We start from the raw sequence: 18887 nt of genomic DNA on the forward strand, positions 1-18887 counted from the left end.
TTGCGCATAAGATACAGTTTGCGACATACGGCGCATTAATCCCCGCCGGAATAGGCCATGTGTTGCCGCTTTGGCGACAGTACCCGCCCAAGGGTGGACGCAGGCGTTTCTTTCCCCTAAAGACACCGACGCCTGCGCGGGGCTACGCCGCGTGGTATCTGGGTGGGACCTGAAATGACGATCATCAAGGCGATATTCGCCATCTTCGCTGCTGCGATATTATCTTTCTCGATGTCAGCCGCAAGTGCTGAAGAGCTGTTGGCAAGCCGTTTGGGGGCATTGCTTGGACAGGAACGTCAGGCGCTTTCTGTTGTGCCTGACAGCCGCATGACCCTGCTGACACGGTTGCCTTCGGCTGGTGAACGCGGCGTGCAGACACAAAGTGGCGTGATCTATGATGCCGGTTTTCTGGCATCGCGGCCTGCGGCTGATGGCGGCGCGCAGTGGGAATGCCTGGCCGAGGCGCTTTATTTCGAAGCGCGCGGTGAAAGTGTCCGCGGCATGTTCGCGGTGGGCGAGGTCATTTTGAACCGGGTGGACAGTAGTTCGTATCCCGATACGCTTTGTGATGTGATCAACCAGGGCACCGGCCGCCGCTATGCCTGCCAGTTCACCTATACATGCGATGGACGGGCCGAGGTGATCAATGAACCGGCCGCGTGGGAAAATGTGGGCAAGGTTGCCCGTATCCTGCTTGATGGTGCGCCGCGTGCACTGACAGACGGGGCGACACATTATCACACCCGCGCTGTCAGCCCTTCCTGGGCGAAACGGTTTCCGCGCACCGCTGCGATCGGGTCGCACTATTTCTATCGTCAACCGACCCGCACGGCGTCAAACTAGGCGTCGGTGACAGCGCGAATGCGTCGCGCTGGGCGCTTGCCCCTGTCAGGCGGGGCTAGTATCCCGCTGGCATGGACGTTTCTGACCGGACCTGCGTATGACTGATGATATTCGCCTTGCCTTTGCCCATCCCAGTGAAAGGGCAGAGGCCAGCAGCAAGACACCCTGTGACCGGATTTCGCTGCGCGATTACGTTGTTGCGGTGGAAATCGGCGCATTCCAGCAAGAACGCGGCACGCTGCAACGGGTCCGCTTTAACGTGGTGGTCGAGGTGTCGCCGCTGACCGGCCCGATTGATGACGATGTGGACCGCATCCTGTCCTATGACCGCGTCACCGAGGCGATCGGGGCCGAGCTTGAGGCAGAGCGGATCAATCTGTTGGAAACGCTGGCGGCCCGTGTGGCCGAACGGATATTGCTTGAACCACAGGCGGAACGTGTTTTCGTGCGTATCGAGAAACTTGACCGTGGCCCGTTTTCCCTGGGCGTGGAAATCGTGCGAGCGCGTGACGGGTCTGCGCCCGCAGGCCAGACCCATGTCGAGACCCCGCATCCGCGTGTTGTCTTTCTGTCGAACGCAGCCATAAAATCCGCGTATTTGACCGGATGGATCGACCAGCTTGCGCAAAGCGATCTTTCCTTGATTTTCTGTGTGGGCGCTGACGACCGGCCCGCCCCACAGGCGGCCAATGCGCTGGCACAGCGCCGGATCGATTTGCTGGCCATTGAACAGAATGCCTGGACTTTGGCCGCCCGCGATCCGCGCTGCATGGTCGTCGGCACCCGCACCGAACTGGACTGGGCAATGAAAAACGGCCAGATCTGTATCTGGGCCCCGTCGAAAATCGTGCTGGACGCGGTGGATGGCCCTTCGGCCGGTCCGCGTGACGCGCTGGCGCTGGTGGCGTGGTTTGCGGCCGAAATGCAGGCACAGGAAATGCTTGTGATCGGTGCAGATGCACCCGAAACCGATGTTCCGGTGCGCTGTGTCGATGTAACCACGTCCGATCTGGGATGAGCTATTATCGCCCGTTGGTCCAATGCAGCCCTGACCGCCCTGCGGATGCGGTCACGCTTGCCGGGGGCTGGTGCTGGTTTTCGCAGGTCGCGGTCCACACGCGTGATGCCAAACCGCGTATTGCCACGGCCTCTGATCTGCCACGCGCGATCTTTGAAAACCTCGCACGCCCCCGCCCCGAGATTGCGGGGATGGGCATGGATGCACCGCGCATCATGGGCATTTTGAACGTGACACCTGACAGCTTTTCCGATGGCGGACTGTTCGATGATCCTGCTGCGGCACTAGCGCATGCGCAGGCGATGCAGGCCGCCGGGACGGATATCATCGACATTGGCGGTGAAAGCACGCGCCCCGGTGCAGCCGATGTATCGGTATCAGAGGAAATCAACCGCACTGCACCTGTGATCGCGGCGATCCGGGCGCAGTCGGATGTGGCAATTTCCATCGACACGCGCAAAGCGCCGGTCGCACAGGCGGCCATCGCCGCCGGTGCAGGGTTGGTCAATGATGTGGCCGCCCTTGGCTATGATCCGACCCTTGCGGTTGTCACAGCGCAGGCCGGTCTGCCCGTCTGCCTGATGCATGCGCAGGGCGATCCGGCGACGATGCAACAGAACCCCAAATATGATGACGTGTTGCTGGATGTCTACGATTTTCTGGCCGCGCGCATTGCTGCGGCAGAGGCTGCGGGTATTGCGCGCGAACAGATCGTCGTTGACCCCGGCATCGGCTTTGGCAAGACACTGGCGCATAACCTGACGCTGCTGCGCGGGTTGTCGCTGTTCCACAGCCTTGGCTGCCCGATCCTGCTGGGGGCCTCGCGCAAGCGGTTCATTGGCACGATCGGCGGGGCCGAGGCCGCGGCGGGGCGGATGCCGGGATCGGTGGCCGTGGCGTTACATGGTGTCCGGCAGGGGGTGCAAATTCTGCGCGTCCACGATACCTTTGAAACACGTCAGGCGATTGAGCTTGAAATGGCGATCAACGGGACGATGACACAATGACACGCACGCTATTTGGCACCGACGGGGTGCGCGGCAAGGCGAATACACATCCGATGACTGCGGATATGGCGCTGCGCATCGGGGCTGCGGCCGGGCGCTATTTCCGCAATGACGGATCGAACGGGCACCGCGTGGTGATTGGCAAGGATACGCGCCTTTCGGGCTATATGTTTGAAAACGCATTGACGGCCGGTCTGACCAGCACTGGGATGAACGTGTTGCTGCTGGGGCCTGTGCCGACGCCTGCGGTGGGTCTGCTGACCACATCCATGCGCGCCGACATGGGGATCATGATTTCAGCCAGCCACAACCCGCACCACGACAACGGGATCAAGTTTTTTGGCCCCGACGGGTTCAAACTGTCCGACGCCGTCGAGGCCGAGATCGAGGCGCTGGTCGCCGCAGGCGTGCAACCGGCACAGGCCGAGAACATCGGGCGCGCCAAGCGCGTTGACGATGGCCGCTTTCGCTATGCCGAACGGATCAAGGCGACGTTCCCGGCGGGGATGCGGCTGGACGGGTTGAAGGTGGTGATTGACTGCGCCAACGGGGCTGCGCACCGGGTGGCACCCGAAGTGTTGTGGGAACTGGGTGCGACCGTGATTCCGGTGGGGGTGAAACCCAACGGGTTGAACATCAATGATGGCTGCGGGTCGACAGATATCGCGCTGGCGGCACGGACGATCCGCGAGACAGGCGCCGATGTGGGCATCTGCCTGGATGGTGATGCCGACCGTGTTATGATCCTGGATGAAACGGGCGCTGTGGCCGATGGTGATCAGATCATGGCGCTGATGGCGGGCCGCTGGGCTGATATCGGCCGACTGAACCACGGCACGCTTGTGGCGACCGTCATGTCGAATTTGGGGCTGGAACGGTACTTGCAGGGCCGGGGCCTGCAGTTGGAACGCACCGCGGTCGGTGACCGCTACGTGGTCGAGGCGATGCGTGCGCACGGCTGGAATCTGGGGGGTGAACAATCGGGCCATATCGTGATGACCGATTATGCCACCACCGGTGACGGGTTGCTTGCGGGGCTTCAGTTTCTGGCCGCGATGATCGACACCGGCCAGCCTGCCAGCGCCTTGCGGCAACAGTTCGAAACCGTGCCGCAGATGCTAAAAAATGTGCGCTTTGCCGCGGGGCAAGACCCGCTGGGCGCTGATGCCGTGCGCCGGTCGATCACCGAAGCCGAGACGCTGTTGGTGGGCAAGGGCCGTCTGCTGATCCGCAAGTCGGGGACAGAGCCCCTGATCCGTGTCATGGCGGAATGCGAGGATGACGCCCTGCTGGCGCAGGTCGTGAACGGGATCGTGGCCGAAGTAGAGGCGGCGGTCTAGGCGCGAAACAGGCGGATCATATTGCGCGACTGGCTGACCGCAAGCCCGGTCAGGATCAGGCCAAGGGCCGCGAAAAACCGCAGAGGCAGCACCTCGTTCAGGATCAGAACGCCAAACAGCACCGACCACAGCGGCACCTGATAATTGACCAGCGTCATGAACACCGATCCTGCGGTGCGGATCGTCTGCACCCGGATCAGCGCGGCCAATGCCGTGGGCAGAAAGCCAAGGAACAGGATGGCAAGGCTGGTGCGCGGATCTACCCATGCGGGCACGCCTTCGACCAGCAGCATCGCGGGGATCAGCGCCAGTGTCCCCACCCCCAACAACAGTGCCGACATCACAATGGCATCCATCGGCGGGCAGCGCCGGGTCAGGATGCTGGCAATCGCATATGACAGCGCGGCGCCGATACAGGCCAGTTGGCCCAGGGGTTCCATCCCGGTGCCGATCCGCAGCACGCCCGGCCCGATCAGCACAGCAGCGCCCACGAACCCAAGACTAACACCCAACGCATTGCGGGTAGTGAGTTTTTCATCGGTGAATACATGTGCCAGCGGTAGCACGAACAACGGTAATGCAGCCATAGAGATACCGGCAAACGCCGAGGGCACATATTGTTGCCCCCAGCTGAGCAAGGCAAACGGCACGGCAGTGTTCAGCAGGCCAATCACCATCAGATATTTGACGACGATGGGTGAAAACACCGGCAAGGGCCGTTTCAGCGCCTTCATCAAGGCCAGCAGCGCCACTGCACCCAATGTCGTGCGCGCGCAGGCGACTGTCAGCGGGCCATAGCCTTGTAATGCGATGGACACGACCATGAACGTCCCACCCCAGATCAGGCCCAAGGCGAGGATGGACAGCCAGTTGAACAGGGTCGGTTGTGCGGTCATGTTCCAGGTCCATGCGTGAAAAAGGCGCCCCGGACCGGGGCGCCCCTTGGCGTCAGGTAGGGCCGGGCCCTTCCTGCGTCTTGATCAGTTCTTGGCCTTGTCGACCATTTTGCCGGCGGAAATCCATGGCATCATGCCGCGCAGCTTTTCACCGACCTGCTCGATCTGGTGTTCGTCATTGATGCGGCGGGTTGCCTTGAAGAATGGCTGGCCCACTGCGTTTTCCTGCATGAAGTCACGCACGAACTTGCCTGTCTGGATGTCCGTCAGCACGTCTTTCATGCGCTTCTTGGTCTCTTCATACGGCAGGATACGCGGACCGCTGACATATTCGCCATATTCTGCCGTGTTGCTGATCGAGTAGTTCATGTTGGCGATGCCGCCTTCATAGATCAGGTCCACGATCAGCTTCACTTCATGCAGGCACTCGAAATAGGCCATTTCCGGCTCGTAACCGGCCTCGACAAGTGTTTCGAAACCCATGCGGATCAACTCGACCAGACCACCGCAAAGCACGGCCTGTTCACCGAAGAGGTCGGTTTCACATTCCTGGCGGAAGTTGGTTTCGATGATGCCGGACCGCCCGCCACCGATGGCGGAACAATAGGACAGACCGATTTCCATCGCTTTGCCGGATGCGTCGTTGTGGACCGCGACAAGGCATGGCACGCCGCCGCCCTTGGTGTATTCGCCACGCACGGTGTGGCCGGGGCCCTTGGGTGCCATCATGATGACGTCAACGCCGGGCTTGGGCTCGATCAGGCCGAAATGCACGTTCAGACCGTGGGCGAATGCGATGGCTGCGCCTTCTTTCAGGTTGTCATGCACGTATTTCTTGTAGGTTTCTGCCTGCAATTCATCGGGCATCGTGAACATGATCAGGTCGCACCATGCGGCGGCCTCGGCGATGCCCATGACGGTCAGGCCTTCGCCTTCGGCCTTGGCTTGACTGGGCGAGCCTTCGCGCAAGGCGACGACAAGGTTTTTCGCGCCGCTGTCGCGCAGGTTCAGCGCGTGGGCGTGGCCCTGGCTGCCATAGCCCAGAATGGCGACTTTCTTGTCCTTGATCAGGTTCACATCGCAGTCGCGATCGTAATAAACGCGCATGGTGGCGGTCCTTTGGTTGGTTGCTTTGGCATGTTCTAGCGAAGGTTTTAGTGGATTGTGAGTGCCTTATTCCGAGTATTTTCGAAAAGATGGAGATTGTTATGCGTAAAATTTAGAATTAAGAGTATTTTCATGCTTGATGATCTTGATCGCCGTTTGTTGCGCCTTTTGCAGGCCGATCCCGCCCAGGGGGTGCCGGAACTGGCTGAAGCGGCCGGACTGACACCTGCGCGGGTGACGCGGCGGCTGGATCGCCTGCGCGAGGGCGGGATATTGCAGGGAAGTCAGATCGTAATCGACTGGGCCGTGCTGGGATACACGGTGGATGTCAGCCTGCGCATTACATTGGACAAGACCGTGCCCCGCGCCTTTGACGAATTTCTGGCCGCCGCCCGTGCCGTGCCAGAAGTGATCGAGATCCAGACATTTCTGGGTCGTGTCGATGTACGCCTGTCGCTGATTGCCCGCGATCTGGCCGATTACCAGCGTATCTATCGCGAAGATGTGCTGACACTGCCGCATATCGCGGATATCGAGGCGCTGATGACCGTGGCCAGCGTCAAGGCCGATGTTCGGTTGCCGCTATGACGCTGGATGATCTGGACCGTGCGATCCTGCGGGCGTTGCTGGTGAACGCGGATCAATCTACCACGCAACTGGGCCAGAAACTGGGGCTGAGCCAGCCCGCCACATGGCGCCGTATCCGCCGGATGCAAGACGCGGGCGTGATTGCAGGGCGGCGGTTGTTGCTGGACGCGGAAAAGCTGGGGTTCGGCGTCACGGTGTTTCTGGGGATCAAGCTGGCCACAAAAGGCCGCATCAGTCTGGAGGATTTCGAACGTGCCGTCGGCGCCATCCCAGAAGTGCAGCGCGTGGAACACATGCTGGGGCTGTATGATTACCGACTGCGCGTGATTGCCCGCGATCTGGCCGATTTCGAGCGTGTTCTGCGCCGGCGTATCATGACATTGCCCGGGGTCGGCAACGTCGAGGCCAATGTGCTATTATCCGAAGAACGCAGACCGGGGCCGCTCTGACGCCCATCGGAAACATGGCATGCCGCAATCTTGGCAATCTTTGCCGAAATAGGCTTTGATCTGGGGCGAAAACTTGCCTACCTCGGTAGGGAACAAGGATGGAGAGCGACATGGATGGTATGAAAAATACGGTAGACCCTGACGGTCTGATGGAATTCTCTGTGGTGTTCACCGACCGGTCGCTGAATCATATGTCACGGGCGTTTCAGGGTGTTATGACCGATATCTCGGCCATGCTGAAAGAGGTGTATCACGCCGATCACGTCGCCCTTGTGCCCGGCGGCGGTACCTACGGGATGGAGGCCGTGGCGCGCCAGTTCGGTACAGACGCCCATGCCTTTATCGTGCGCAATGGCTGGTTTTCCTATCGCTGGTCCCAGATTTTCGATGCGGGCCAGTTCACCGCGCAAACCACGGTAATGAAGGCGCGGCAAGCGGGCAATGATACCCGCGCCCCTTTTGCTCCCGCCCCGATCGAAGAGGTCGTGGCGGCCATCCATGCCGCCAAACCGGATGTGGTGTTCGCCCCGCATGTGGAAACATCCGCCGGGATCATCCTGCCGGATGATTACCTGACAGCCCTTGCCGATGCCGCCCATGCGGTCGGTGCGATCATGGTGCTTGATTGTATCGCGTCGGGCTGCGTCTGGGTGGATATGAAGTCGACAGGTGTCGATGTGCTGATTTCCGCCCCGCAAAAGGGGTGGTCGGCGACACCTTCCGCCGGATTGGTCATGATGTCGCAGCGTGCGGTGGACCGGATGGCGGACACCACGTCGAATTCGTTCACGATGGACCTCAAGAAATGGCACGCCATCATGCAAGCCTATGAAAACGGCGGTCACGCCTATCATGCGACAATGCCGACAGACGGGCTGCGGGCGTTCCGCGACACGATGGTCGAGACGAAATCTTATGGTTTTGACAAGCTGAAGGAACAGCAATGGGCGCTGGGCAATGCGGTGCGCAAGGTGCTGGCGGACAAGGGCGTGCCATCGGTCGCCGCCGAAGGCTTTGGCGCGCCGGGTGTCGTGGTCAGCTATACCGATGACCCAGATATTCAGAACGGGTCGAAATTTGCAGCCGAAGGCATGCAGATCGCCGCAGGTGTGCCGCTGCAATGCGATGAACCTGCCGATTTCCGCACCTTCCGGCTGGGGCTGTTCGGGTTGGACAAGCTCTATGATGTGGATGGCACGCTGGCGCGGCTGGTGCCGGTGCTGGACCGCGTGCTTTGACTAACGCGCGCCAAGGCCCATTTGCATAAGCGTGCGGCGCACAGGTGTGACCCCGTGCAGCGCTGTGATCCCCCGCGCGCGCAGGTCTTGCACCAGCGGGCTGCCCGCGATGGACGCGCGGTTCAGCGCATCTATTCCGGTCACGCGCAACCGAATGTCAGGATGGCGGCGGCGGGCGTAGCTATCCAGCATTTGCGCGCTGCCGAGCCTGTCGGGTGCCGCCTGCGCCAGTTCCAGCAGGCAATCAAGATCACGTAGCGACATGTTCAGCCCCTGCGCGCCGATGGGCGGCATCACATGCGCGGCCTCCGCCACCAAGGCGGTGCGCGGGGCGGTGATGGCTTGTGCGATCTGGCTGATGATCGGCCAGACCATGCGCCGCGATGCCAGCGTCAACAGGCCATAGTGATAGGCGGACCGGGCGCTTGCTGCGGCCTCGAACTCGGCATCGGGCAGGGTGGCAAGGCGGGCAATTTCCGCGCCGCTGTCCATCCAGACAACCGCTGAACAGGGTTTTCCATGGTGATCTGGCAGCGGCACAAGCGTAAACGGGCCGCCAGATTGGTGGATTTCGGTCGAAATATTGTCATGCGGTGCGTCGTGGGTCACGGCAAAGGTGACGGCCTTTTGACCATAACGCATTGTTTTCACGTCAATCCCGTTTGCTAGACGCACGGGCGAATTGCGCCCGTCGGCCCCGATGACCAGTTTTGCGGCAATCCGGCTGCCATCGCTGAGCGTCACAAGCGCCTCTGCCGTGCGGGCGACCATGCGGGCGAATCCGGTGCCCGGCCGGAAATCGACATTGGGCAATTCCGCCAGCCGCGCCACCATTTCACGGCGCAACAGCCAATTCGACAGGTTCCAGCCGAACGGTTTTTCGGAAATATCGGTTGCGTTGAAATCGCGCACAATCGGCGGTTCGGCGGCCGCATCCACGATGCGCATGACCTGCAAGGCGGTGGCATGGGGTGCCAGCCTGTCCCACAGGCCCGCCGTGGCCAGAAACTGTTGCGCGGGCTGCAGAAACGCCGTTGTGCGCAGGTCGGCGCCATCCGCCTCTTGCGCTGTGATTGGCGGGGTTGGGTCCACGATGGTGACGGAAAAACCCGCCGTGCCAAAGGCCGCTGCCGCTGTCAGGCCAGCGACGCCGCCGCCAGAAATCAGAATATCGGTCGCATAATGTTTCATTATGCGGAGATAGGCCGCTTGGCATGCGGTGGAAAGCCCGGGCGTGCCACCTGCGACAGAAAGCCTGTCAGGTCATTGGTGTGGTGGTGGATGTGAACGGCAATATCAGGCTGGGGATGCACATGGACCGTGCGCATGCCCATCATATGCGGCACCGCCAGATTGCGCGCCTCATCCTCGAACATGGCGGATTTCTGCGGGGCGATCCCGTCTTTGGCGAAAACAGCGCTGAAAGCAGCCTCGGTCGGCTTTGGTTTGAAATCCGCGTGTTCCACGCCATAAACTGCGTCGAACTGCCGCGTCAGGCCGCGTGCGGCCAGCACCCGTTTGGCATGGTTGTGCGATCCGTTGGTAAACACCACCTTGCGTCCGGGCAGTGCAGAGAGAGCGCCGGCCAGCCCCGGATCGGGCCTCAGGTGGCTGATGTCTATGTCGTGGACATCGGATAGAAATTCATGCGGATCAACGTCATAATCCGCCATGAGCCCGGCCAGTGTGGACCCGTGGCTGCGCCAGTAGTCCCCGCAAAGCTGTATTGCCCGGTCGCCATCCATCCCCGTCAGGCGCGTCACATAAGCCGAAAATCGTGCATCCATCAACGCAAACAGCCCCGCCGAGGGGTGATAAAGCGTGTTGTCCAGATCAAAGACCCACGTGTCGACATGCGTGAAATGCGTCGCAACCATGAGGTCAGATTAGGACCGTGAGAAGGTCTGTGCAATCGCTTTGGCTTGATTGCAGGGGCCCTGCGGGCCTATGTTGTCGCAATTACATAAGGCCAGACCAGATGCATGATCCGCGCACGCCGCACAAAGACGCCTATACCCTGATCCTCGAAGCGATCGACAGCCATATCTACAAACCCGGTGACCGGCTTGTTGAAAGCGAACTTGCCGAACGGTTCGGTGTATCGCGCACACCCATCCGCGAAGCCTTGCAGCGACTGGAAACCCAATCCCTGCTGACCCGTGACGGGCGGTCGCTGATTGTCGCATCGCTTGATCATTCGCAGCTGTCCGAACTTTACGTCGTTCGCGGAGAGCTTGAGGGTCTGGCGGCAAGGCTGGCTGCACGCCATGCCACCCCCGAAGAGGTCCGTGTGCTGCGCGACATGCTGGAGGATGACAAGAAACTGGTGGGCGACCCGCAAGCGTTGAGCCGGGCGAACAGGCGGTTTCACAAGCAGATCCATCTGGCATCGCACAATCGTTATCTGGTGCAGCAGCTGGACCTTGTGCATCGGTCCATGGCATTGCTGGCCACGACGTCTCTGGCTGCCGAAGGGCGTACGACAGGCACCTTGGAAGAACACGCGCGCATCGTCGAAGCGATCGAAGCAGGCGATGGCGATGCCGCCTACGCTGCGCTGCGCGCGCATATTTCCAAGGCTTTCGTCACCCGTCTGAAACTGGATGCAGAAGCAGTAGAGGCGGCAGAGTAGCGACATCCGACGTGTTGGCGGGCAACAGGATGCCATGCGCCGTCTTGTCCCAGTAGAACGGTTTGGTCGCCAGTTCAAACAGCCCCTTGTAGGCGGCAATGGCAGCCAGCGGGAAATACAGTTGCAGTGTGACAGCCCATTTGATCAGCCGGGTTTTGCCCGCCTTGCGCAGACCCACGGCCGCCACGGCAAACCCCACGATTTCTGATGTAACAAACAGCCCGGCGAAAGCCCAGAACGCCCAATCCGGGATGAGTCCTTGCAGCGGGTGTTCAAACCCGAAGGGCAACAGCCAGAATGTCCACAATAGCGGGGCCAGCACGAATTGGGACAATGTGCCCATGAACAACAGTTGCAGCCCGAAAAACCGCCAGGCCCCCAGATCACGCCACAACCCCACAGGGTTGCGCATATGCACAGCATAGGTCATCGCATACCCCTTGAGCCAGCGCGACCGCTGCTTGATCCACGGCCAGGTGCGGCCGTTTGCCTCTTCCTCTGTGACGGTGGGGATCAGGGCAGTGGTATAGCCGTGCCTTGCCAGCCGCACGCCCAGATCGGCATCTTCGGTAACATTGTGGGCATCCCAACCGCCCAGTGCCATCAGCGCGTCACGCCGGAAAAACAGGGTTGTCCCCCCCAGCGGCACCACGAGCCCCATCCGTTGCAGCCCCGGCAGGATGACGCGGAACCAGCCTGCGTATTCCACGGTGAAACAGCGCGTCAGCCAGTTGGCGTCGGCGTTGTAGTAATCCAATGCCCCTTGCAGGCAAGCCACCTGCGGCCCGCTTGTGGCAAAATGGCGGGCAACAATGTGTAACTGGTCAGGGGCGGGCGCATCTTCGGCATCCCAGACACCGATGATGCTACCACGTGCGAAATCCAGCGCATAGTTCAGCGCGCGTGGTTTTGTCTTGATCGTTCCTTCTGGCACGACGATCGCACGAATGTAGCTGGGTAATCTTGTCTGGCTTAACGTCGCGCGGGTCGTCTTGTCGCTGGCTTCCAGCACCAGACAGATATCCAGCCGGTCGCGTGGATAGTCCATCGCGCGCAACCGCCGCAGTAAATGATCGGCAATGGCTGTTTCTTTATAAAGCGGCACCAGCATTGTAATGACAGGTCGCTTGAAAGGGGCAGCATTTGGTCGCGCATCTTGCGCGTCACGCTGCCCTATCTGCGCAGCGGCAGCCCTTAACAGCGTATTCAGCGCAAGAACACCCATCGCATAGGCCGTGAATACCGCAAGTATCGCGGTCGGGGCCAGCAGAGCGCACAGCAGCAATCCACCGCAGACCAAAATCCACATGAAGAGAGCAGCCCTATTATTCCACCCCCGACAGCTTTGGCCCGCAGGCACACGCGTTTCTGCGCGTGTAACCAATTCGCGACGAAAGTGTGCAGTGATATATCGGTCAAGTTGGTCTTGCGTCGTCATCGCAACCCGCAAGGCGCCAAAGTGGGTCCGCAAATCCTTGCGGTGTCGGGCGAACCTGTCCGGTTCAGTGGTTAGGATGACAGTGGCCTTCCCCACCTTACGCCATGGCATCAGTCCATTTTGCAAACAGGTCGCAGGCCCGTAACGGGCGACAAGGCGGCGGTCGGGTGGTTGGGCAACCGGGTTGACAAGCAGAGTCTGCCGATGCGCCGCAAGCTGTCTGGCCGTCACATATCGGGATATATCATCAGCCCCGATGCAACCGTCGGTCGCCGTATCCAACACCTGTGCGGTCGCGCCAAAGTTTACCATGCCATATCCTGTCTTGCAGGACAGAACATGTCAGCGCGTGGTTAAGGATCAGTTAACCCACAAGAAAAGCGCCGTTTACCCCGCGACAAGGGCCCTGTCATCCATTGCCTGCACGAAACGGTCGAACAGGTAATAGCTGTCTTGCGGTCCGGGGCTGGCCTCTGGGTGATACTGCACGCTGAAGACCGGCCTGTCGGCCATGCGTATGCCGCAGTTGCTGCCGTCAAACAGGGAAACATGGGTTTCCACGACGCCGGCAGGCAATGTCTGGCTGTCCACGGTAAACCCATGGTTCATAGAGGTTATTTCAACTTTGCCGGTTTCCATGTCCTTGACGGGGTGGTTCGCGCCGTGGTGGCCGTGGTTCATCTTGACGGTCTTGGCCCCCAGCGCCAGGGCAAGCATCTGATGCCCAAGGCAGATACCAAAGACCGGCAGATCGTTGTCCAGAACGCCCTTGATCATCGGCACCGCATAGCTGCCGGTTGCCGCTGGGTCACCCGGCCCATTTGACAGGAACACACCGTCAGGGTTCAGTGCCAGCACATCCGCTGCCGTTGCCGTGGCAGGCATGACAGTCACGTCACATCCTGCACTGGCAAGGCAGCGCAGGATGTTGCGTTTCGCGCCGAAATCAATGGCGACAACCTTGCGCCGGGGGTTATCCTGAGCCTTGTAGCCTTCGGGCCAGGCCCACCGCATCTGGTCCCAGTGATAGGATTGCGCGCAGGTCACATCCTTGGCCAGATCCAGCCCGACAAGCCCGGAAAACCCTCGTGCCTTCTGCACCAGCGCGGCAATGTCAAAATTGCCGTCCGGATCATGCGCCAGCGCCACATGCGGCGCGCCCTGCTGGCGGATCGCGCGGGTCAGGCGGCGCGTGTCAACGCCGCCCATGCCGATGCGCCCGCGCTTGGCCAGCCATGGGCCCAGCTCTTCGGTCGCGCGCCAGCTTGACGCATGGGTCGGATCCCATTTGACGATCATACCCTCGGCTACCGGATCGGCGGTTTCATCGTCTTCGGGGTTCACGCCTGTGTTGCCGATATGGGGAAAGGTAAAGGTCACGACCTGGCCTGCATAGGACGGGTCGGTCATGATTTCCTGATAGCCGGTCATCGCCGTGTTGAAACACAGCTCGGCGACGGTCTCGCCCGTCGCTCCAAAGCCCATCCCATAAAAGAGCGTGCCATCCGCAAGCGCCAGGCAGGCTGTCGGTTTCTGCGTCATGCGAACTCTCCTGTTGGTCAAATTGGGCAGGGTTTACGGGGGTGGGCGCGCAGGGTCAAGGCAGGAATGGCCCCTTGCAAACAAGGGATGACGTAAGGCAAGCCGCGCTTGTCACCGGGGGGGGGCCACAGTAAGATGCGGCTTCGTCTGACGAACATGAGCAGGAGTTTTCATGGACATGCGTGACCGGGTCAATGCAGCCCTGAAAGATGCAATGAAATCGAAAGAGGTTGATCGTCTGTCGACCTTGCGACTGATCAACGCCGCCATCAAGGATCGCGACATCGCACAGCGCGGCACCGCAGACGAGGCAAGCGGCGTGACGGACGACGATGTGCTGGCCATCATGGGGCGCATGGTCAAGCAGCGGCTGGAAAGTGCACGTGCCTACGAAGAAGGTGGGCGGCTTGAACTGGCCGAAAAGGAACGTGCGGAAATCAAGGTGATCGAAGATTTCCTGCCAAAGCAGCTAAGCAACGAAGAGGTCGAAAAAGCCGTCGACGCCGCCATTGCCGAAGTTGGTGCATCAAGCATCCGGGACATGGGCAAGGTGATGGCGGCGCTAAAAGCGCGCTACATGGGCCGTATGGATTTCGCCAAGGCCGGGCCATTGGTCAAGGCGCATTTGGGATAGGTCCTTGCCGCTGCGGGGCAATGTCACGGGCCTTGGCGCGCGCCGTCGCGGAGTGAACGCTTCAGTTCATCGTAAAGCGCCAGGCGTTCCTCGGCATCCAGAAATGCGCCGATCTCGACCTCTCGGTCGCCGCCGCGCAATGTGATGTAGTTGTCAACTGGTCCCCCCTTTGGGTGCAGATGCACCGTGACCCAATGGCGGTTCGCCTCCCATTCCTGTGGGGGGCCTTTGGGGTTGTGGCGTGTCAGATGGGCGGTTGTTTCATCGACGGACAATTCCTCGAGCACCTCGCCGCGCTTGTAGCTGACATTCAGTGCAGTCCACAGCCCCCACAGCATCAATAGAAAAAACGGCAACAACCCCCATAGCACAGCTGTGCCCAGCACTGTGATCAAGGGAAGCGAGACGATCATTGCGGTCGCACCGATGAACAGCACGAAATCACGGCGCAGCAGCGATCGGTAAGGCCATAGGCTTAGTTGCCAATCCGATGTGTCATGTGGCGGGGGTGGGGTCCATTCGTAGGGCATCGTTTCACCTTCGTTTGTCGCAAGATGGCCTGCAATGTGCCAGCCTGCCATGCGTGAAACTGTCACTGTTCAGCGCCGAAAATGGATATTTTGCCATTGATAGCGCGAAAACAAGGGGCGCCACAAAGGGTCTGTAAGTGTGATGAACTGCCGGAAAGGCCGCAGCAATTCGCGTTTTAGCTTGGCAAGGCCGCGGATCTTTCTTGTCATATCTTTGGCGCGCACACGCCCTGCCTCGAGCCCGGAAACCTCTGCGCCTGCAGGCAGAAACGCGGGACCATCCAGCACCACTTGCTGAATACCGACCGAAGGAATGACCTGAAAGGCAGCCAAACCCGGCAGGGCGGCATGCAAGGGATCAAAAAGCACATGGTCGACAGGCATGACGCACTGTTCGGTCGCGGCCAGAAAGCCAGCGGCGACGTCTTGTGTCAAAAGATAAAATCCGGTGCCAAAACTAGTCGAGCCCAGACTGGCGAGGACACGACCATCAGCAAGTGGGATCTGGCGTTTGCTGACCAGAACCCGCTGCTGTGGAACACTTTCCAGTTTGACCAGCGCAATACCTGCGGGAATCCAGGCAGTGTCAGTCAGATAAGGCCGGATATCGTCTGAAAATGTGAGGTCATCCTCGCAGACACATCCCCATTCATGTGGCCCATCGACAATGTGCTGCCATGCTCTGCGGTGACTTTGAAAACATCCGACTTCGGGCTTGGACAGGGTGCGAAATCCCGGTCTTGTGGGATTGATCAATCGGCATGCGTCATCGGTCAGCTGCTGGCCGTCAACCGCCTGAATACGCTGTGCAGTGATACCGATTTTCTGGAACAAGCTTTCCATATGCGCACGCCGGGCCGGGCTGCTATCAAGGTTGATGTAATAGTGCGATATCGTGACGGCATTGGTTTGCATGTGTGCATGAAGCGGCATGGTAATTCGCGGCCTGACCTTGATTTAAAAAAAGCCCCGCTCGTCCAGCGGGGCTTTTTGACTGTGTAAACATCGCACGTCCGCGTCAATGGGCGTGGGTCTTGTCCCAATCGGACTGCTTGGGCAGTGTTTCGAACGTATGCTCTGGCGGAGGGGATGGAAGTGTCCATTCCAGCGTATCGGCATATTCGTTCCAGGGGTTGTTTTCTGTTACGCGCCGTCCGGCCAAGAGCGTGTAAAACAGGATCCCGATGAAGAACAGGAATGACGCGAATGACAGGAAGGCACCCCAGCTGGAGACAAGGTTCCATGTAGCGAATGCATCGGGGTAGTCGATGTAACGGCGTGGCATGCCCTGACGACCCAGGAAGTGCTGTGGGAAGAATGTCAGGTTCGCACCGATGAACATCATCCAGAAGTGCAGCTTGGCCGCCCACTCAGGATACATGCGGCCAGACATCTTGGGCAGGTAAAAGTAAATGCCTGCAAAGATCGCGAAGACGGCACCTAGCGACATCACATAGTGGAAGTGTGCAACGACATAGTAAGTGTCGTGATACACCCGGTCGATCCCGGCCTGCGACAGCACGATACCGGTCACACCGCCCACAGTGAACAGGAACAGGAAACCAAAGGCCCACAGCATGGGTGCCTTGAATTCCACCGAACCGCCCCACATCGTTGCGATCCAGCTAAAGATTTTCACCCCTGTCGGCACCGCGATGACCATCGTGGCCAGCATGAAATAGCTTTGCTGGGTCAGCGACATGCCGACGGTGTACATGTGGTGTGCCCAGACGACAAACCCCAGAACACCGATGGCCACCATCGCATAGACCATCGGCAGGTAGCCAAAGATCGGCTTGCGGCTGAAGGTTGCGATGATGTGGCTGATGATGCCAAAGCCGGGAATGATGATGATGTAGACTTCGGGGTGACCAAAGAACCACAGGATGTGCTGATACAGGATCGGGTCACCGCCGCCTTCAGGCTGAAAGAAGGTCGTGCCGAAGTTGCGGTCGGTCAGCAGCATGGTGATCGCACCGGCCAGAACGGGCAGGGCCAGAAGGATCAGCCATGCAGTCACGAAGATCGACCATGCAAACAGCGGAACCTTGTGCATTGTCATGCCGGGCGCGCGCATGTTCAGGAAGGTGGTGATCATGTTGATCGCACCCAGGATCGAAGAGGCACCCGACAGGTGAACCGCAAAGATCGCCAGATCCATCGACATCCCGCCTTCGGACGTGGACAGCGGCGGATACAGCACCCAGCCCACACCGGAGCCAAGCTGACCATTGCCGCCGGGGGCCAGCATGGATGCGACACCCAGCGACGCACCGGCCACGAACATCCAGTAGGACAGGTTGTTCAGACGCGGAAACGCCATATCTGGTGCGCCGATTTGCAGTGGCATGAAATAGTTGCCGAAACCGCCGAAAAGCGCGGGAATAACCACAAAGAACATCATCAGGACACCGTGATAGGTGATCATGACGTTCCACAGGTGACCGTTCGGTGTGCAGGTCGCAGCGGAATCAGCAATGAACCGCGCCCCTTCCATGCACATGTATTGCACGCCGGGGTGCATCAGTTCCAAACGCATATAAACCGTAAAGGCGACCGATACGAAACCCAGCGCACCTGCGGTGAACAGGTACAGGATACCGATATCCTTGTGGTTGGTTGACATGAACCAGCGGGTAAAGAACCCCCGCTCGTCTTCGTGTGCGTCGCCGTGGATGGCTGCATCTGCCATTGTGGCACTCCTCGTGTTGGCTACTTCCTCAGCGCACCGATTCAGAAACCGGCACGCAATTGGGGTGTTAGTAATCGGTTGTCATGAAAGGAGCAATAATGGATGCGCTTTTATGCATGGGGTAAATTGGCGCAGTGCACGGGGGTACTGCACGGGGCTGTCGTGACAAGCCCGCAACAGCGCGCTTGTCTGGTGGCCTTTTCGTGGTAATTTGTTTCCTGGCCACAGAAGGGGAACCTGATGATACAGCTCGAAAGATCTGAAACGCTGTTTTCAACACCGCTTCTGCGATTTGTTGTAGATGATCACGCAGCCCTTGATGCGGCGTTGATGGCCGAAGGCGCGCGGATGCGGGCGCTGGATAAAGGGGTGGCAAAGTCCAACAAGGGCGGGTGGCATTCGCAGGGCAATCTGCTGAACAGTGACGCCGCCTGCATCGTTACCTTGCGCAAGGCAGTCGAACAGGCGATCGCGGCCGCAAATCACAAGGTCAAGGCCACGGCTGACCCAGATACGCTGCGGCTGAAACTGTTCGGCTGGATGAACATCAACCCGCCCGGCGGCTTTAATGCGCCCCATACGCACCCCGGTGCCCATTGGTCCGGCGTCTACTACGTGGCCCAGCCCGCAGTGGAAGACGGCACATCCGGGATGATCGAATTTCTGGATCCGCGGTCGGACCTGCCGAACTGGCGGATACTTGGGGCAAAGGCCTTCCGCCCGAAACGGCGGATCCGTCCGCAACCGGGCGAGATCGTGATTTTTCCGTCTTACCTGGTGCATTGGGTCTATCCCAACGAAACGCCGCAGGAACGCGTGACCATTGCCTTTAACGCGACCTTCAAAAAGGTGCGCGATAAGGCGGTGGATTGATCCGGGCTTGCGCGGCGCCTTTCGGGCTGCTTTGCTGGGCCAAGATCGAAAAGGGGCACC

At 59.9% G+C, this 18887-nt stretch carries 18 protein-coding genes and 1 pseudogene; 10 read left to right on the forward strand and 9 right to left on the reverse strand.

The genetic code is table 11. The features are described from left to right. Positions 1-174: 174 nt before the first annotated feature. From ACTG4B_RS06395 to glmM, 4 genes are all read left to right on the forward strand, one after another. Complete coding sequence (locus ACTG4B_RS06395) at positions 175-843, forward strand: cell wall hydrolase (protein WP_439154860.1); 669 nt, start codon at positions 175-177, stop codon at positions 841-843. A gap of 97 nt (positions 844-940) precedes the next feature. Next, the gene (locus ACTG4B_RS06400) at positions 941-1861 is read left to right on the forward strand and encodes a dihydroneopterin aldolase (RefSeq protein WP_439154861.1); all 921 of its coding nucleotides are present in this window, start codon (positions 941-943) and stop codon (positions 1859-1861) included. After that, positions 1858-2868 carry a dihydropteroate synthase gene (folP, locus tag ACTG4B_RS06405; protein WP_439154862.1) on the forward strand — a complete coding sequence of 337 codons (1011 nt, stop codon included), beginning with the start codon at positions 1858-1860 and terminating at the stop codon, positions 2866-2868. The genes ACTG4B_RS06400 and folP overlap by 4 nt, the downstream gene beginning before the upstream one ends. Beyond that, a complete protein-coding gene (glmM, locus tag ACTG4B_RS06410; protein ID WP_439154863.1) occupies positions 2865-4208 on the forward strand; it encodes a phosphoglucosamine mutase in 1344 nt (447 codons plus the stop codon). The genes folP and glmM overlap by 4 nt, the downstream gene beginning before the upstream one ends. Here glmM and ACTG4B_RS06415 read toward each other — a convergent pair. Together ACTG4B_RS06415 and ilvC are read right to left on the reverse strand one after the other, a co-directional pair. Further along, positions 4205-5104 carry a DMT family transporter gene (locus ACTG4B_RS06415; protein ID WP_439154864.1) on the reverse strand — a complete coding sequence of 300 codons (900 nt, stop codon included), beginning with the start codon at positions 5102-5104 and terminating at the stop codon, positions 4205-4207. The two genes, glmM and ACTG4B_RS06415, sit on opposite strands and share 4 nt — an antisense overlap. An 84-nt stretch (positions 5105-5188) precedes the next feature. Next, positions 5189-6217, reverse strand: a pseudogene (gene ilvC / locus ACTG4B_RS06420) (ketol-acid reductoisomerase); the annotation flags it as partial. Between the two features lie 126 nt (positions 6218-6343). Between ilvC and ACTG4B_RS06425 the strand changes: the two are divergent. From ACTG4B_RS06425 to ACTG4B_RS06435, 3 genes are all read left to right on the forward strand, one after another. After that, on the forward strand, positions 6344-6799 hold the full coding sequence (locus ACTG4B_RS06425) for an Lrp/AsnC family transcriptional regulator (RefSeq protein WP_439154865.1): 456 nt from the start codon (positions 6344-6346) through the stop codon (positions 6797-6799). Continuing rightward, positions 6796-7248: an Lrp/AsnC family transcriptional regulator gene (locus ACTG4B_RS06430; RefSeq protein WP_439154866.1), complete on the forward strand. Its 453-nt coding sequence runs from the start codon at positions 6796-6798 to the stop codon at positions 7246-7248. Before ACTG4B_RS06425 ends, ACTG4B_RS06430 begins: the two co-directional genes overlap by 4 nt. Before the next feature lie 110 nt (positions 7249-7358). Further along, positions 7359-8486, forward strand: coding sequence for an aminotransferase class V-fold PLP-dependent enzyme (locus ACTG4B_RS06435; RefSeq protein ID WP_439154867.1), 1128 nt, complete (start codon positions 7359-7361; stop codon positions 8484-8486). Here the strand turns inward: ACTG4B_RS06435 and ACTG4B_RS06440 are convergent, their stop codons facing one another. Both ACTG4B_RS06440 and ACTG4B_RS06445 read right to left on the reverse strand, forming a co-directional pair. After that, complete coding sequence (locus tag ACTG4B_RS06440; RefSeq protein WP_439154868.1) at positions 8487-9677, reverse strand: UbiH/UbiF family hydroxylase; 1191 nt, start codon at positions 9675-9677, stop codon at positions 8487-8489. Beyond that, positions 9677-10363 carry a pyrimidine 5'-nucleotidase gene (locus ACTG4B_RS06445; protein ID WP_439154869.1) on the reverse strand — a complete coding sequence of 229 codons (687 nt, stop codon included), beginning with the start codon at positions 10361-10363 and terminating at the stop codon, positions 9677-9679. Before ACTG4B_RS06445 ends, ACTG4B_RS06440 begins: the two co-directional genes overlap by 1 nt. Before the next feature lie 101 nt (positions 10364-10464). Between ACTG4B_RS06445 and ACTG4B_RS06450 the strand changes: the two genes are divergently transcribed. Then, on the forward strand, positions 10465-11118 hold the full coding sequence (locus ACTG4B_RS06450; protein ID WP_439154870.1) for a GntR family transcriptional regulator: 654 nt from the start codon (positions 10465-10467) through the stop codon (positions 11116-11118). Here ACTG4B_RS06450 and ACTG4B_RS06455 read toward each other — a convergent pair. Together ACTG4B_RS06455 and carA are read right to left on the reverse strand one after the other, a co-directional pair. Further along, the gene (locus ACTG4B_RS06455) at positions 11072-12841 is read right to left on the reverse strand and encodes a glycosyltransferase family 2 protein (protein ID WP_439154899.1); all 1770 of its coding nucleotides are present in this window, start codon (positions 12839-12841) and stop codon (positions 11072-11074) included. The genes ACTG4B_RS06450 and ACTG4B_RS06455 overlap by 47 nt on opposite strands. Before the next feature lie 102 nt (positions 12842-12943). Next, the gene (carA, locus tag ACTG4B_RS06460; RefSeq protein ID WP_439154871.1) at positions 12944-14098 is read right to left on the reverse strand and encodes a glutamine-hydrolyzing carbamoyl-phosphate synthase small subunit; all 1155 of its coding nucleotides are present in this window, start codon (positions 14096-14098) and stop codon (positions 12944-12946) included. A 172-nt stretch (positions 14099-14270) separates the two neighbouring features. Here carA and ACTG4B_RS06465 point away from each other — a divergent pair, with 172 nt between their 5' ends. Further along, positions 14271-14732, forward strand: a complete 462-nt coding sequence (locus ACTG4B_RS06465; RefSeq protein WP_439154872.1) for a GatB/YqeY domain-containing protein — start codon at positions 14271-14273, stop codon at positions 14730-14732. A 23-nt stretch (positions 14733-14755) separates the two neighbouring features. Here the strand turns inward: ACTG4B_RS06465 and ACTG4B_RS06470 are convergent, their stop codons facing one another. The 3 genes from ACTG4B_RS06470 to ctaD form a co-directional block, all read right to left on the reverse strand. Further along, positions 14756-15262, reverse strand: coding sequence for a DUF2244 domain-containing protein (locus ACTG4B_RS06470; protein WP_439154900.1), 507 nt, complete (start codon positions 15260-15262; stop codon positions 14756-14758). 69 nt (positions 15263-15331) lie between these two features. After that, positions 15332-16177 carry a glycosyltransferase family 25 protein gene (locus ACTG4B_RS06475; RefSeq protein ID WP_439154873.1) on the reverse strand — a complete coding sequence of 282 codons (846 nt, stop codon included), beginning with the start codon at positions 16175-16177 and terminating at the stop codon, positions 15332-15334. Between the two features lie 103 nt (positions 16178-16280). After that, positions 16281-17954, reverse strand: a complete 1674-nt coding sequence (ctaD, locus tag ACTG4B_RS06480) for a cytochrome c oxidase subunit I (protein ID WP_439154874.1) — start codon at positions 17952-17954, stop codon at positions 16281-16283. A 240-nt stretch (positions 17955-18194) separates the two neighbouring features. On the opposite strand from ctaD, the gene ACTG4B_RS06485 reads away from it, so the two are divergent. After that, on the forward strand, positions 18195-18827 hold the full coding sequence (locus ACTG4B_RS06485) for a TIGR02466 family protein (protein WP_439154875.1): 633 nt from the start codon (positions 18195-18197) through the stop codon (positions 18825-18827). The last annotated feature ends 60 nt before the right edge of the window (positions 18828-18887 follow it).

This window comes from Yoonia sp. (assembly GCF_965660735.1).
Lineage (GTDB): Bacteria > Pseudomonadota > Alphaproteobacteria > Rhodobacterales > Rhodobacteraceae > Yoonia.

What these genes read in the sequence shown, in the direction of transcription:
- ACTG4B_RS06395 (WP_439154860.1), top strand. Translation starts at nt 175, where the DNA reads ATGACGATCATCAAGGCGATATTCGCCATCTTCGCTGCTGCGATATTA.
- ctaD (WP_439154874.1), bottom strand. Translation starts at nt 17,954, where the DNA reads ATGGCAGATGCAGCCATCCACGGCGACGCACACGAAGACGAGCGGGGG.
- glmM (WP_439154863.1), top strand. Translation starts at nt 2,865, where the DNA reads ATGACACGCACGCTATTTGGCACCGACGGGGTGCGCGGCAAGGCGAAT.
- ACTG4B_RS06450 (WP_439154870.1), top strand. Translation starts at nt 10,465, where the DNA reads ATGCATGATCCGCGCACGCCGCACAAAGACGCCTATACCCTGATCCTC.
- ACTG4B_RS06430 (WP_439154866.1), top strand. Translation starts at nt 6,796, where the DNA reads ATGACGCTGGATGATCTGGACCGTGCGATCCTGCGGGCGTTGCTGGTG.
- ACTG4B_RS06470 (WP_439154900.1), bottom strand. Translation starts at nt 15,262, where the DNA reads ATGCCCTACGAATGGACCCCACCCCCGCCACATGACACATCGGATTGG.
- folP (WP_439154862.1), top strand. Translation starts at nt 1,858, where the DNA reads ATGAGCTATTATCGCCCGTTGGTCCAATGCAGCCCTGACCGCCCTGCG.
- carA (WP_439154871.1), bottom strand. Translation starts at nt 14,098, where the DNA reads ATGACGCAGAAACCGACAGCCTGCCTGGCGCTTGCGGATGGCACGCTC.
- ACTG4B_RS06400 (WP_439154861.1), top strand. Translation starts at nt 941, where the DNA reads ATGACTGATGATATTCGCCTTGCCTTTGCCCATCCCAGTGAAAGGGCA.
- ACTG4B_RS06440 (WP_439154868.1), bottom strand. Translation starts at nt 9,677, where the DNA reads ATGAAACATTATGCGACCGATATTCTGATTTCTGGCGGCGGCGTCGCT.
- ACTG4B_RS06435 (WP_439154867.1), top strand. Translation starts at nt 7,359, where the DNA reads ATGGATGGTATGAAAAATACGGTAGACCCTGACGGTCTGATGGAATTC.
- ACTG4B_RS06485 (WP_439154875.1), top strand. Translation starts at nt 18,195, where the DNA reads ATGATACAGCTCGAAAGATCTGAAACGCTGTTTTCAACACCGCTTCTG.
- ACTG4B_RS06415 (WP_439154864.1), bottom strand. Translation starts at nt 5,104, where the DNA reads ATGACCGCACAACCGACCCTGTTCAACTGGCTGTCCATCCTCGCCTTG.
- ACTG4B_RS06425 (WP_439154865.1), top strand. Translation starts at nt 6,344, where the DNA reads ATGCTTGATGATCTTGATCGCCGTTTGTTGCGCCTTTTGCAGGCCGAT.
- ACTG4B_RS06465 (WP_439154872.1), top strand. Translation starts at nt 14,271, where the DNA reads ATGGACATGCGTGACCGGGTCAATGCAGCCCTGAAAGATGCAATGAAA.
- ACTG4B_RS06475 (WP_439154873.1), bottom strand. Translation starts at nt 16,177, where the DNA reads ATGCAAACCAATGCCGTCACGATATCGCACTATTACATCAACCTTGAT.
- ACTG4B_RS06445 (WP_439154869.1), bottom strand. Translation starts at nt 10,363, where the DNA reads ATGGTTGCGACGCATTTCACGCATGTCGACACGTGGGTCTTTGATCTG.